Raw genomic sequence first — 13,120 nt, forward strand, 5'->3', positions numbered from 1 at the left:
TTCGCATCTGCCGGCCAGCGGCCGGCACTACCCGAGCGAAACATGACAGTAGTGCCGGCCGCTGGCCGGCAGACGCCAGACTCGGCTACACCCCCGCATCCACCAGATGGTCGATGAAGCTGCGCACCTTTGGCGCCAGGTGGCTGCGGCTGGTGTAGACCGCGAAGATGCCGATCGGCGAGGCCTCCCATTCGGGCAGGATGCGCACCAGGCGACCATCAGCCAACGCGTCTTCCAGCAGGAAATCCGGTTGCAGGATCACGCCCATGCCGGCGATTGCTGCTTCGCGCAGCACGTCGCCGTTGTTGGCGTGCAGCAGGCTGCTTACTGCCACCTTCACTTCGCCACCGGGCCCCTGCAGCGGCCAATGGTCACCGGCGGACCAGTAGCTGTAGCTCAGGCATGCATGTGCCTGCAGCTCCTGCGGGGTCTTCGGCGCACCGTGCACGGCCAGGTACGAAGGTGCGGCGCACAGGCTCACCCGCGATTCGCCCAGGCGGCGGGCGATCAGCGTGGGGCCGGGCTCGCGGGTGATGCGGATGGCCACGTCGTAGCCTTCTTCGACCATGTCCACCAGGCGGTCGGACAGGGCCAGGTCCAGTTCCACCTGTGGAAAGCGCTCGCGGTAGCTGGCCAGTAGTGGCCCGAGGCGAGCGATGCCCCAGCTGACCGGCGCGTTGATCCGCAGCGTGCCCGAGGGCTCCAGCGCCTGTGCACCGATGCTGGCCTCCAGCGCGTCGAACTCGGCCAGCAGGCGCACGCACTGGGCGTAGTAGGCGGCACCGGCACTGGTCGGGCTGACCCGGCGCGTGGTGCGGTGGAGCAGGCGCGTGGCCAGGCGCTTCTCCAGCGCGGCGACGTGGCGGGTGACGCCGGCGGTGGACAGGTCCAGGGCCTGCGCGGCAGCACTGAAGCCGTTGCGCTCGACCACCGCCACGAACACGCGCATCGCCTCGAGGGTGTCCATTGTTGCGCCTTTTGAAATAAATACGGTCGAAAGATCGTATTTATCGATCCGTGAAGGCGCAATAACCTGTGGTCACTCCCTCAAGGTGTTTCCCCCATGCACACCACGACTGCTCCTGTTTCGCCGCTGGCCCCGTATGGCGCCACCCTGCTGCGCCTGGCCCTGGGCGTGCTGTTCCTGGTCCATGCGCTGACCAAGCTGCTGGTGTTCACCCCGGCCGGTACCGCCGCGTTCTTCGAATCGCTGGGCCTGCCTGGCGTGCTCGGTTACCTCACCATCGGCGTTGAGCTGGTGATCACCGCCGCATTGCTGCTGGGCATCTACGCACGCTGGGTGGGCCTGATCGGCGTGCCGCTGCTGCTGGGCACCATCGTCACCGTGCATGGCGCCAATGGCTTCAGTTTCGCCAACGCTGGCGGCGGCTGGGAATACCCGGCGTTCTGGGCGCTGGCGCTGGTGGTGCTGTTCCTGGTCGGCGACGGCAAGTGGACCCTGCGTTCGCGCTGATCGCCGCTTGATCCTGCAACTGGAGAATTCCATGTCCCGCCTGCCTTCGCTGTACATCTCACATGGTTCGCCGATGACTGCCCTGCATCCGGGCCAGGTCGGCGTGCGCCTGGCCGAGCTGGCGCGTGACCTGCCGGCGCCACGTGCCATCGTGATGGCCTCGGCGCACTGGCTGGGCCGGCAGCCGCTGGTCGGCGCGCACCCGCAGCCGCCGACCATCCACGACTTCGGTGGCTTCCCGCGCGCGCTGTTCGAACTGCAGTACCCGGCGCCGGGTGATCCAGCGCTGGCCGAAGAGGTGGCCGGCCGTATCGCCGCCGCTGGCCTGCCGGTGGCGCTCGACCCGCAACGTGGCCTCGACCACGGTGCGTGGGTGCCGCTGCGGTTGTTGCGCCCGCAGGCCGACATCCCGGTGGTGCCGGTGTCGATCCAGCCGCTGCTTGGCCCCGAGCACCAGTTCGCGCTGGGCCGCGCGCTGGCACCGCTGCGCGAGCAGGGCGTGCTGCTGGTCGGCTCGGGCAGCATCACCCACAACCTGCACGACTGGGGCGATTACCAGGACGGCAAGGAAGCGCCGTACGTGCGGCCTTTCATCGAATGGGTGGAGCAGCGCCTGGCTGCTGATGATCGCCAGGCCCTGTTGGACTATCGCCGGCAGGCGCCGTTCGCCGAGCGCGCGCATCCCACCGATGAGCACCTGCTGCCGCTGTTCTTCGCAATGGGCGCGGCCGGCGAGAGTGGCTTCGGTGCCCGTCGCATCGATGCCGGCATCGACGCCGGATTCCTTGCCATGGACCTGTACCGCTTCGACGGGGCATGAGCCGGGGCTGACGCGCGGCGGCCGTGGTCGCCGCGGTCGTGGCCGCGTGTGGTAATTTTTTCCGGGTTTCCGGCGCTGGCCCCCCGTGCCTCCCCGCGCGCCGCTTCCTGGAAGAAGCATGCATACCATCGAAGTCGTCCTGGCGATGCTGGTGGCCGTTGTCGCCAGCGGCTACCTGGTTCGCGTCCTGCCGTTCTCATTGCCGCTGCCGCTGGTGCAGATCGGCCTGGGTGCGGTGATCGCCGGGGTGTTCAACCGCGGGCACGCGCTGGAGCCGGAAGTGTTCTTCCTGCTGTTCCTGCCGCCGCTGCTGTTCCTCGACGGCTGGCGCATCCCCAAGCAGGGCCTGTTCCGCGATAAAGGCGCGATCCTCGAGCTGGCGTTCGGCCTGGTGGTGTTCACTGTCATCGGTGCCGGCCTGTTGATCCACTGGATGATTCCTGTGATGCCGCTGGCGGTGTGCTTCGCGCTCGCGGCGATCGTGTCGCCGACCGACCCGGTGGCGGTCGGGGCGATCGCCTCCAAGGCGCCGATTCCCAAGCGCCTGATGCACATCCTGGAAGGCGAGTCGCTGCTCAACGATGCGTCCGGCCTGGTCTGCTTCCGCTTCGCGGTGGCGGCGGTGATGACCGGTACCTTCTCGCTGGCCACGGCCTCGCTGACCTTCCTGTGGGTGGCGGTGGCCGGCCTGGCGGTGGGCGTGGCGGTCACCCTCGGCGTTTCCACCTTCCAGCGCTGGCTGTGGCGCCGCTTCGGCGAGGAGCCGGGTGCGGCGATGCTGGTCAACCTGCTGATTCCGTTCGCGGCCTACCTGCTGGCCGAAGAGATCAATGCCTCGGGCATCCTGGCTGCGGTCGCGGCCGGCATCTCGATGAGCTACGTGGAAATGACCGGCCGCGTCTCCGGCAGCATGCGCGTGCAGCGTGCCGGGGTCTGGAACATGCTGCAGTTCAGCTTCAACGGCATCATGTTCGTGCTGCTGGGCGAGCAGCTGCCGGGCATTGTCGAACGTGCCACCACCACCATGAACGAGAGCGGCCACCAGAGCGCGTGGTGGTTGCTGGTCTACGTGCTGGTGATCAACGCCACGTTGATCACGCTGCGCCTGCTGTGGGTATGGCTGTCGCTGCGCTGGAACCTGCTGCGCGCGCGGCGTCGCGGGCTGGAGCGTGGCGAGGCACCGAACTGGCGCATCGTGGTGGCCACCTCGGTGGCCGGTGTGCGCGGTGCGATCACCCTGGCCGGCGTGCTGACGCTGCCGTTGTTCCTGCCTGATGGCAGTCCGTTCCCGGCGCGCGACCTGGTGATCTTCCTGGCCGCGGCGGTGATCCTGTTCTCGCTGGTCGGCGCCAGCGTGGCGCTGCCGCAGTTGCTGAAGGGCCTGCAGCTGCCGGCCGATTCGGGCGAACGCAAGGAAGAAGACCTGGCACGCAGGCTGTCATCGAAGGCCGCGCTGGCGGGGGTGGAGCGCATGCGCCAGCAGATGGTGATGAACCAGAACACCGAGAACGTGCAGTTGTACAACGACGCCGCCTCGCGGGTGAGCCTGCTGTACCAGCGGCACCTGGAGAAGGACAGCGACGGGCCCGACGTGGACCCGGAGAAGGTGCAGCGCATGGAACTGGGCTATCGCCAGCTGCGCAGCGCCGGCCTCAATGCCGAGCGCGAGGAACTGTTCCGGCTGACCCGGCGCGGGGTGATCTCCGATGAGATCTCGCGACGCCTGATCCGCAACCTGGACCTGCTGGAATCGCGCAAGCGCGAATGACGTTGCGGTTGGGCGCCGTCGATCGGGGTCAGATCCCTTTCCGCAGGAAAGGGATCTGACCCCAGGATCCGAGAGCCGTGCTTATTCCGGCTTCGTTTCCAGGAAATACGCCTCGACCTTGCCCTTGACCTTGATCGTCATCGGGTTGCCACGGCGGTCGCGGGCCTTGCCGGCCTGCACGCGGATCCAGCCTTCGCTGACCGAATATTCTTCGACGTTGTCGCGCTCGACGTCGTTGAAACGCACGCCGACGCCGCGCTCCAGCGCCTGCGCATCATGGAAGGGGCTGGCCGGGTTGATCGCCAGGTGGTCGGGAGGGGTATCGCTCATCGCTTCATTCAGGGTGACGGCCACCAAGGCCGGCTTCAGCGCTACAGGATAAACCGTAGAATGCCCGCCTGCCCCAAGGAGTGCCCGCCATGCCCGACAACAGCGATTATTTCGACTTCGAAGAAGACGTCCAGGATTTCGACGAGGCCGATTTCGAGGCGCGTGTCTGGAACCTGCTGGTGCTGATCAATCCGGGTGATGACGAACAGGCCCTGCAGCAGTTCAACCGCTGGCGCGAGCAGCTGGCCGAGCAGGGGCAGCCGCTGGAGGCTGACAGCGACTGGCTGCCGGCCCTGTTCACGGCCATCGCCTGGCAGTCGGGCTTCGAGGTGGAGCGCGACGACCTGGATTCGCTGCAGTCGGCGGTCAATGAGCTGTCGGCGCGCTTCAACGTACAGCTGGACTGGGGTGGTGACCTCGATGACGAGGACTTCGCCGAGGACCTGGACGGTGTGCAGCTGATGTCCAGCGCTTTTGATCGCCTGCGCGAACACAACTACACGCTGTGGAGCGTGGATGCCGGCAGCGATGGCTTCACTGGCGTGATGGCACTGACCCGCGACGATGACGCGATGCTGGCGCTGTGTTCGCTGCTGAACGTGGAAATCCGCTTGGGCAGCGACCCGTTCTGAGATTGATCGGTAGCGCCGGGCCATGCCCGGCGGCTTTTCACCGCGCTGCGCGCTCGCAGGGCATGGCCCGGCGCTAACCATCTACGGCCGGTACTGCGCCCTGGCGTTGGCGATCACCGCTTTCACCAGCGCGCGGTCGGTATGCCGGGAAATCGCGCGGGCACCCCGCGCGATTGCCTGCGCACGCAGGTCTGCAGTGACATCGTAATGCGCGCCGCTGGCCTTGTTCTGGAAGGCCCGCGGTGGAATGCCGAGCTGCGCGGCCATGGCGTGCAGCTCGGGCAGGGTGTCGGCCATCAGGTGCGCCCAGCGCTGTCCGCGCCAGGGATGCACCGCGTCATCGACGTAGACCGACACCGCCGTGGCCGGATCAGGCCTGCGGCTTACCGTCGGCGTCGGCGGCCGGGGTGGCCTCGGCGTCGGCAGCGCCTTCGGCGCCGGTGGTCTCTGCAGCAGCCTCATCGGCAGCTGCTTCGCCTTCAGCGGCTGCGTCTTCGGCCTGCTCGCTGGCGAACTCGGCCACCAGCTTGTCCAGGTACTCCTCGGCGGTCTGGCCGGCTTCAGCGGCCAGGGTGTCCAGCAGCTTCTGCATCAGCTCGGAGTATTCCAGGGTGACCGTGCGGCCTTCGGCTTCCTGCATGTTCGACAGGTGCTTGAGCATGGCCAGCATCGGCACCGGGTTGTCGGCGTTGCCCATGGTCTGGCCACCGATGGCCAGCAGCCACTCACGGCCCTGAAGGCCGATGGCGGCCACGGCCTGGCCGTCTTCGCTGAGCAGCACGGCATGGTTCTGCACCTGCTCGCGCGCGTTCAGACGGAGGAACGGACGCTTGGCCTGCTGCTTCTTGCGCTTGTCGCGCTTGGCCTTGGAGTTCTGGGACATGGGGTGGAATCACCTGAAAAGGAAAGACCGCCATTGTAGCGGCCGGGCGCAGGTGGGGTCAGATCCCTTTCCCTTGGAAAGGGATCTGACCCCGATTCAGCGCACCGGCCCCTGCGCCGCCTGCACATCCGGGTCGGCGGTGGTGGCCGACAGCCCCACCTGCGGGCCGGCACCGGCCAGTGCGGCCTGCTCGGCGGCCTGGGTCATCACCACGATGCTGATGCGGCGGTTGATCGGGTTCTGCGGGTCGGCTTTGTCGAACAGCACCGACGAGGACAGGCCGACCACGCGGGTGATCTTGCTGTCTTCCAGGCCGCCATCGATCAGCGCACGCCGTGCGGCGTTGGCGCGGTCGGCGCTCAGTTCCCAGTTGCCGTAGCCGCGCGCGGCCGAATAGGCGGTGATGTCGGTGTGGCCGGTCAGGCTGATCCGGTTCGGCACGTGGTTCAGGTACTCGGCCAGTTCGTGCAGGATCTGCTGGGTGTACGGTTTCAGGGTGGCGCTGCCGAGGTCGAACATCGGCCGGTTCTGCTTGTCCACGATCTGGATGCGCAGGCCTTCCGGGGTCAGGTCCAGCAGCAGCTGGTCCTTGAACGGTTCCAGCGCCTGGCTGCGGCTGATCGCTTCCTGCAGTTCCTTCATCAGCGCTTCCAGCTGCTGCTTGTCGCGCTGCTGCTCGTCCACCGGCTGCGGTATCGACTTCTGCTGGTTCTGGAAGGGATCGTTGCTGTTGCCGCGCGAAACATCGGTGGCGCCGCCGAGCTTGATCATCGAGGTGCTGGCACCGCCCGGCCCGGCCATGCCTGGCGCCGGCGTCGCGCTGGAGCCGACCAGCGGGCTGGGGTTGCGGAAGTACTCGGAAATGGCTGCGCGCTCGGGCTTGCTGGTGCTGGCCATCAGCCACAGCACCAGGAAGAAGGCCATCATCGCGGTCACGAAGTCGGCGTAGGCCACCTTCCACGAACCGCCATGGTGGGCGGCGTGGCCGGCCTTCTTGACCCGGCGGACGATGACAGTGGGCTTGGTTTCGGCCATGGCTTACTTGACTGTCTTCAGGTGCTGCTCGAAATCGGAGAAGGCCGGGCGCACGTTCGACGGCAGCGTCTTGCGGGCGAATTCCAGCGCGATCTTCGGGTTGTAGCCACGCAGGCAGGCCAGCAGGGCGGTCTTCACCGACTCGTAGATACGGCTGTCCTGCTCGGCGCGGGCTTCCATCGCCGCTGCCATCGGGCCGACGAAGCCATAGCCCAGCAGGATGCCGAGGAAGGTGCCGACCAGCGCGCCGGCCACGTGGCCGCCGACCTCGACAATGTCGCCGCCGATCGAGCCCATGGTGATGACGATGCCCAGCACCGCCGCGACGATGCCGAAACCGGGCAATCCGTCGGCGACCTTGGTCAGCACCTGCGACGGCGCCATCGCCTCGGCGTGGTGCTTTTCCAGCTCCAGTTCCAGCAGCGGCTCCAGCTCGTGCGGCTCGATGTTGCTGCCGATCATCAGGCGCAGGCAATCGGTGATGAAGTCGATCAGGTGATGGTCGGCCTGCACCTTCGGGTAGTTGCCGAACAGCGCGCTTTCAGCCGGGCGCTCGACATGGTCTTCCAGCGCCATGAAGCCCTCGCGGCGGGCCTTGTTGAGCAGTTCGTACACCAGGCTGAGGACGTCGATGTAGTCCTGTTGCTTGTAGCGCGGGCCCTTGAACACGCCGACCATGGCCTGCAGGGTCTGCTTGACCGTCTTGGCCGGGGTGCCGACCAGGAACGCGCCCAGTGCGGCACCGCCGATGATGACCAGTTCGTAGGGCTGCCAGAGCGCACCCAGGCGTCCGTGGGCCCCGAGGTAGCCCCCGAGCACGCTGATGATGACGACCAGGAATCCAACGATGATGAGCATGGGGCGACGCAAGGAGGGGGGATATCTCCTTGTCGGCCCGTCGCCCGGTTTTCTGAAGAGGGAATTCTGTGAAATCGGTCAGCGGGGTATTTCAGCCCGCCACGCCGCTTTCCGCACCGCCACGCTGCAACGGGTCAGGCCAGGGCTCGCCGTTGCCGGTGAACGAAAGTGAGACGGAGTTCAGGCAGTGGCGCTCATGGGTCGGCGGCGGGCCGTCGGGGAACACATGGCCCAGATGGCTGCCGCAGCGCGCGCAGGTGATCTCGGTGCGGACCATGCCGTGGCTGGTATCGCGGATCTCGCGCACGTGCGCCGGGTCGAACGGAGCAAAGAAGCTGGGCCAGCCGGTGCCGGAATCGAACTTGGTGCTGGAGCGGAACAGCGGCAGCGCACACAGCCGGCAGCAATAGACGCCCTCGCGCTTGTTGTCGAGGAACACACCGCAGAACGGCGCTTCGGTGCCGTGCTGCAGCAGCACGCGGCGCTCCTCATTGCTGAGACCGGCAACCAGCGCCTCGGTCTGGGTGGTGGTCGGGGGCGTCAGGTCGAAGGCAGTCATGGCGGCACTCCGTGGGGTCGATGGCTTGGGGATGCCCACAAACGTGGGGTTGTCGGCGCGACCTTGCAAGTGTGATGGCCGTTCATGGGCGGCACACAGGCGCAGGCGCAAGGTGAATGCGATCCATACCGGAGCGTGCCATGAAGTCCCTTTCCCTGCTGCTGGCCCTGCTGCCCGCGCTGGCGCTGGCTCAGGTGCCGACCGGTAATCCGACCGTCACCCGCAGCAGCACCACCGTAGCCCCCCAGCCGGTGGTGCCGCCCGTGCAGCCAGCGAGGCCGCAGCCGCAGGTGCTGCCTTCGCCGCAGCCAGTGCAGCCGATCAAGTCCACCGGCCCGGCCCAGGTTGCGCCGGTCCCGGCGCCGAAGCCGTCCAGCAAGGTCTACGACCGCAACGGCCGCATCATCCCGGGTGTGCGCCCGGCCGGCCCCAACCGCGTATTCGATTCGCGTACCGGCCGCTATTACGACAGCATGCCCAGTAGTGACGGCCAACAGATCCGGTAGCGCTGGCCATGCCCGGCCTGAACGCACGAAAACAACATCCTGCCGATCACTGCTTTTTCGCCTGCGATTAACCGTTCCGGGACCAACGTGACCGTGCGCCGGCATTCCGCCGCCGCATGTCCTTCGTCCACTGGATCGCGATCATGAAAAACCAGCAGAACCGTCATCCCGGCAAGGAACCGCAGGGCCGTAACCCGCAGCAGCAACAGCAGCAACAACAGCAGCAGATGGACCCGCAGCAGCCGCACAAGGGTGGCAAGCAGCAGGAGCAGCGCTCGCAGAAGCACCCGCAGCAGCGTTGACGGTTGCCATGACCGGGGTCAGAGCCCGCTGCGCGGGATCCGACCCCTTGCCGAATCCTGACCGGGGTCGGATCCCGCACCGCGGGCTCTGACCCCAACCGCAGCGGCGCCTCAATCCGGAATCGGCAGGCTCAGCGTCTCCTTCACCTCTTCCATCACGATGTAGCTCTTCGACTCACGTACATGCGGCAGTGTCAGCAACGTGCTGCCGAGCAGCTTGCGGTAGGAGGCCATCTCGCTGATCCGCGCCTTCAGCAGGTAATCGAAATCGCCCGACACCAGGTGGCACTCCAGTACGTTCGGCAACTTCAGCGCCGCGCGCCGGAACTCCTCGAAGATGTCGCCGGACTTGTAGGCCAGGCTGATTTCCACGAACACCAGCAGGCTGGCCTTCACCGCCGCCGGGTCCAGGTGGGCGTGGTAGCCGGTGATCACCGCTTCGCGCTCGAGCCGGCGCACGCGCTCGGTGCATGGCGTGGTCGACAGGCCGACCCGCTCGCCCAGTTCGGTGAAGGAGATACGGCCCTCGGCCTGCAGGATGCGCAGGATCTTGCGGTCGATCTTGTCCAGTTCGCGGGTACGGGTGGCCATGGCCGTCAACCTTGGGGAATGAATTGCAGGAGAACATCCTGCCGGTTGATTGCAAATCAGGCAAATCAACTGGTATTGGCTGTCTATACTTCCCCAATTATGGTCCCGGCACGCTCCAGTGCAGGGAATGATCGGGTTGGAGAAGTCCCATGCGAGTCCTAGTTCTCGGCAGCGGCGTGATCGGCACCACCAGTGCCTGGTACCTGCGACAGGCCGGGTTTGAAGTCACGGTCATCGACCGCCAACCCGGCCCGGCGCTGGAGACCAGCTTCGCCAATGCCGGCCAGCTGTCGTTCGGCTACACCTCGCCGTGGGCGGCACCGGGCGTGCCGAAGAAGGCGATCGGCTGGCTGTTCGAGAAGCACGCGCCGCTGGCGATCAAGCCGGGCATGGACCTGGCCCAGTACCGCTGGCTGTGGCAGATGCTGCGCAACTGCACGCATGAGCGCTACGCGATCAACAAGGCGCGCATGGTGCGCATGTCCGAGTACAGCCGCGACTGCCTGAACGAGCTGCGGGCGCAGATCGGTATCGAATTCGAAGGCCGCGACCTGGGCACCACCCAGTTGTTCCGCACCCAGCAGCAGTTGGACGCCTCGGCGCAGGACATCGAGATCCTGGCCCAGTACGGCGTGCCGTACGAGGTACTGGACCGCGCCGGCATCATCCAGGCCGAACCGGCCCTGGCCCATGTCGACGGCCTGGTCGGCGCGCTGCGCCTGCCGCGTGACCAGACCGGCGACTGCCAGCTGTTCACCCGCCGCCTGGCGCAGATGTGCGTGGACGCCGGCGTCGAGTTCCGCTTCGACCAGGACATCACCGGTCTGGTCTCCGATGGCGAGCGCATCACCGGCGTGCACGTCAACGGCACCCTGGAAACCGCTGACCGCTTCGTGGTCGCGCTCGGCAGTTACTCGCCGGCGCTGGTCGCACCGCTGGGCATGCGCCTGCCGGTGTACCCGCTGAAGGGGTATTCGCTGACCCTGCCGATCACCGATCCGGCGATGGCACCGACCTCGACCATCCTCGATGAGAGCTACAAGGTGGCGGTCACCCGTTTCGACGACCGCATCCGCGTCGGAGGCATGGCCGAAGTGGCCGGCTTCGACCTGTCGCTGTCGCAGCGCCGCCGCGAGACCCTGGAACTGGTGGTCAGCGACCTGTACCCGAAGGGCGGCGACCTGTCGCGCGCGCAGTTCTGGACCGGCCTGCGCCCGGCCACGCCGGATGGCACGCCGGTGATCGGCGCCACACCGTTCCGCAACCTGTACCTCAACACTGGGCACGGCACGCTGGGCTGGACCATGGCATGCGGCTCGGGCCGCTACCTGGCCGACCTGATGAGCGCACGCCAGCCGCAGATCAGCACCGAAGGCCTGGATGTTTTCCGCTATGGCCAGTACGGTCACGCCCCGCAACATGAGAACCGCACATGCGTCCTGCCCGCGCGCTGATTGATCTGGGCGCCCTGCGCAGCAACTACCGCCTCGCCCGCGAACTGGGCGGTGGCAAGGCCCTGGCGATCATCAAGGCCGATGCCTACGGCCATGGCGCGGTGCGCTGTGCGCAGGCGCTGGAAGGCGAGGCCGATGGTTTCGGCGTGGCCACCATCGAAGAGGCGCTGGAACTGCGCCAGGCCGGCATCCGTGCGCCGATCCTGCTGCTGGAAGGCATCTTCGAAGCCAGTGACATGGCGCTGGTGGCCGAGCACGATTTCTGGTTCGCCGTCGGTTCGCCGTGGCAGCTGGAGGCGCTGGCCGCCTTCGACAGCCCGCGTCCGTTGACGGTGTGGCTGAAGCTGGACAGCGGCATGCATCGCCTCGGCCTGGGCGTGGACAGCTTCCGCGCCGCGCATGCGCGCCTGTCGGCGCTGCCGCAGGTCGAACGCATCGTGCTGATGACCCATCTGGCACGTGCCGACGAGCTGGACAGCGAACGCACCCACGAGCAGGCGGCGACGTTCGCCCTTGCCATCGACGGCCTCGAAGGCGAGACCAGCGTGTGCAATTCGCCGGCGCTGCTGGGCTGGCCGGATGTGCGCAGCGACTGGGTGCGCCCGGGCCTGATGCTGTACGGGGCCAATCCGTTGCCGGACAACACCGATCTCACCGCGCGCCTGCGCCCGGTGATGACCATGCAGTCCAAGGTTATTGCCGAGCGCTGGATCGAGTCGGGGGAACCGGTGGGCTATGGCGCCCGCTTCGTCTCCAAGGCACGCACCCGCGTCGGCGTGGTCGCGTTGGGGTATGCCGATGGCTATCCGCAGTTCGCGCCGAATGGTACCCCGGTGCTGATCGATGGTCAGCCCGGCGTGCTGATCGGTCGCGTGTCGATGGACATGCTGACCGTGGACCTGACTGCACATCCGCAGGCGGGCGTTGGCAGCGTGGTGGAGCTGTGGGGCAATGCGCCGACGCTGTCCGAGCTGGCGCCGCGCTGCGGCGTGAGTGCGTACCAGCTGCCGTGTGGCGTCAAGCGCGTGGCCAGGGTGTACATGTAGAGCCGAGCCCATGCTCGGCGCTGTGACTGCGTGTCGACCAAGGTCGACACCTACCGATGGGCCTACCGCGCAGCGGTGGCCTGGCTGGCCAGCTGGCGCTTCACCCAGTCATCGATCAGGCGCTTCTCATAGCGCAGCGGATCACTGTCGCTCTTCAGCCCTACGTTGTGCAGATAGCCGGTGTCGCTCAGGCGCGCATCGCCTTCGCTGATGATGCGGCCGCTGGCATCCTTCAGCGTGTACTGCAGGCTGATCCGCGGCGGGTAGATGTCACGCATGATCCGGATGTCACTGCCGCGGGGGCCATGCCAGGGCTCGTAGTCGCCGGCGCGCTTGATGTCGACCAGGGTCACGTCGAGGGTCTGGCCAGGCTGCAGCGGCTTGGCCGCCGTGGTCTGCAGGTAGCGCGCGAGCTGCTGCACCCAGTCGCCGCGCTCGGCTTCGAAGCGGTTGGTGCTCTGGCGGATCTCGGTGAATTTGGCCGGATCATCCCATTTCACGCTGACCGGGCCATCGGCCTGTAGCGCACGTGGTGCCTGCGCATCGGTCACGGTGCGCGGGGCCGCGTTGGCGCCGCCCGCCACCAGGGCGCCTGCCAGCAGGGCAATCGCGAGTGAGCGTTTCATGACGGTCTCCTGCGTCCCACCGATGGGGACGATGTTGATCACGGATCGAGTGTGATCCTGCTTCCAGGCAACGGCAATGGCCGATTGCGTCACATACAAGAGTGGTTGCCGCCAATTCATTGTCGTCAAGCATGACTGACGGCGCTTGACGCTGTGAATACGCTCTTTGGAAGATGCTGTGCCTCCAACCCGGCCTGTCCAAACGCCCTTGTCCACACTGCCGCCCCTAGTGGAGC

17 protein-coding genes are annotated in these 13,120 nt (G+C 66.9%); 8 read left to right on the forward strand and 9 right to left on the reverse strand.

The annotated features are described in order from the left end of the window. Positions 1–85: 85 nt before the first annotated feature. Entirely contained in the window at positions 86–967 is an 882-nt protein-coding gene (locus tag DI041_RS09565; protein WP_046983085.1) for a LysR family transcriptional regulator, read from the reverse strand. 96 nt (positions 968–1,063) lie between these two features. On the opposite strand from DI041_RS09565, the gene DI041_RS09570 reads away from it, so the two are divergent. From DI041_RS09570 to DI041_RS09580, 3 genes are all read left to right on the forward strand, one after another. Next, the gene (locus tag DI041_RS09570) at positions 1,064–1,474 is read left to right on the forward strand and encodes a DoxX family protein (RefSeq protein WP_004140328.1); all 411 of its coding nucleotides are present in this window, start codon (positions 1,064–1,066) and stop codon (positions 1,472–1,474) included. Between the two features lie 31 nt (positions 1,475–1,505). After that, positions 1,506–2,294 (forward strand): dioxygenase family protein, encoded by a 789-nt coding sequence (locus DI041_RS09575; RefSeq protein WP_046983084.1) that lies wholly within the window; start codon positions 1,506–1,508, stop codon positions 2,292–2,294. A 118-nt stretch (positions 2,295–2,412) separates the two neighbouring features. After that, positions 2,413–4,062, forward strand: a complete 1,650-nt coding sequence (locus DI041_RS09580) for a Na+/H+ antiporter (protein WP_012509929.1) — start codon at positions 2,413–2,415, stop codon at positions 4,060–4,062. A gap of 81 nt (positions 4,063–4,143) precedes the next feature. Here the strand turns inward: DI041_RS09580 and DI041_RS09585 are convergent, their stop codons facing one another. Next, a complete protein-coding gene (locus DI041_RS09585) occupies positions 4,144–4,392 on the reverse strand; it encodes a DUF3297 family protein (protein WP_012509930.1) in 249 nt (82 codons plus the stop codon). Between the two features lie 89 nt (positions 4,393–4,481). On the opposite strand from DI041_RS09585, the gene DI041_RS09590 reads away from it, so the two are divergent. Further along, on the forward strand, positions 4,482–5,024 hold the full coding sequence (locus DI041_RS09590) for a DUF6630 family protein (RefSeq protein WP_136639246.1): 543 nt from the start codon (positions 4,482–4,484) through the stop codon (positions 5,022–5,024). A gap of 81 nt (positions 5,025–5,105) precedes the next feature. Here DI041_RS09590 and DI041_RS09595 read toward each other — a convergent pair whose 3' ends face one another. The 5 genes from DI041_RS09595 to msrB form a co-directional block, all read right to left on the reverse strand. Then, a complete protein-coding gene (locus DI041_RS09595; RefSeq protein ID WP_136639247.1) occupies positions 5,106–5,381 on the reverse strand; it encodes a DUF4031 domain-containing protein in 276 nt (91 codons plus the stop codon). A 13-nt stretch (positions 5,382–5,394) separates the two neighbouring features. After that, on the reverse strand, positions 5,395–5,907 hold the full coding sequence (locus DI041_RS09600) for a hypothetical protein (protein WP_136639248.1): 513 nt from the start codon (positions 5,905–5,907) through the stop codon (positions 5,395–5,397). A gap of 96 nt (positions 5,908–6,003) precedes the next feature. Then, positions 6,004–6,942 carry a flagellar motor protein MotB gene (gene motB, locus DI041_RS09605; protein WP_046983080.1) on the reverse strand — a complete coding sequence of 313 codons (939 nt, stop codon included), beginning with the start codon at positions 6,940–6,942 and terminating at the stop codon, positions 6,004–6,006. Between the two features lie 3 nt (positions 6,943–6,945). Beyond that, a complete protein-coding gene (gene motA / locus DI041_RS09610; protein WP_046983079.1) occupies positions 6,946–7,800 on the reverse strand; it encodes a flagellar motor stator protein MotA in 855 nt (284 codons plus the stop codon). Between the two features lie 91 nt (positions 7,801–7,891). Further along, complete coding sequence (msrB, locus tag DI041_RS09615; RefSeq protein WP_136639249.1) at positions 7,892–8,359, reverse strand: peptide-methionine (R)-S-oxide reductase MsrB; 468 nt, start codon at positions 8,357–8,359, stop codon at positions 7,892–7,894. A gap of 140 nt (positions 8,360–8,499) precedes the next feature. Here msrB and DI041_RS09620 point away from each other — a divergent pair, with 140 nt between their 5' ends. Both DI041_RS09620 and DI041_RS09625 read left to right on the forward strand, forming a co-directional pair. Further along, a complete protein-coding gene (locus DI041_RS09620) occupies positions 8,500–8,865 on the forward strand; it encodes a classical arabinogalactan protein 4 (RefSeq protein WP_136639250.1) in 366 nt (121 codons plus the stop codon). A 116-nt stretch (positions 8,866–8,981) separates the two neighbouring features. Next, the gene (locus DI041_RS09625) at positions 8,982–9,167 is read left to right on the forward strand and encodes a hypothetical protein (RefSeq protein WP_049424811.1); all 186 of its coding nucleotides are present in this window, start codon (positions 8,982–8,984) and stop codon (positions 9,165–9,167) included. A 111-nt stretch (positions 9,168–9,278) separates the two neighbouring features. On the opposite strand, the gene DI041_RS09630 is transcribed toward DI041_RS09625, so the two are convergent. Then, on the reverse strand, positions 9,279–9,758 hold the full coding sequence (locus tag DI041_RS09630; RefSeq protein WP_004140558.1) for an Lrp/AsnC ligand binding domain-containing protein: 480 nt from the start codon (positions 9,756–9,758) through the stop codon (positions 9,279–9,281). 149 nt (positions 9,759–9,907) lie between these two features. Here DI041_RS09630 and DI041_RS09635 point away from each other — a divergent pair, with 149 nt between their 5' ends. Next, positions 9,908–11,212 carry a D-amino acid dehydrogenase gene (locus tag DI041_RS09635; RefSeq protein ID WP_004140565.1) on the forward strand — a complete coding sequence of 435 codons (1,305 nt, stop codon included), beginning with the start codon at positions 9,908–9,910 and terminating at the stop codon, positions 11,210–11,212. Next, on the forward strand, positions 11,191–12,258 hold the full coding sequence (gene alr, locus DI041_RS09640) for an alanine racemase (RefSeq protein ID WP_046983074.1): 1,068 nt from the start codon (positions 11,191–11,193) through the stop codon (positions 12,256–12,258). The genes DI041_RS09635 and alr overlap by 22 nt, the downstream gene beginning before the upstream one ends. A gap of 62 nt (positions 12,259–12,320) precedes the next feature. On the opposite strand, the gene DI041_RS09645 is transcribed toward alr, so the two are convergent. Further along, complete coding sequence (locus tag DI041_RS09645) at positions 12,321–12,884, reverse strand: DUF3016 domain-containing protein (protein ID WP_046983095.1); 564 nt, start codon at positions 12,882–12,884, stop codon at positions 12,321–12,323. Positions 12,885–13,120: the final 236 nt, after the last annotated feature.

Origin of the sequence: Stenotrophomonas maltophilia (assembly GCF_004920835.1) — a bacterium.
Classification (GTDB): Bacteria; Pseudomonadota; Gammaproteobacteria; order Xanthomonadales; family Xanthomonadaceae; genus Stenotrophomonas; species Stenotrophomonas maltophilia_AQ.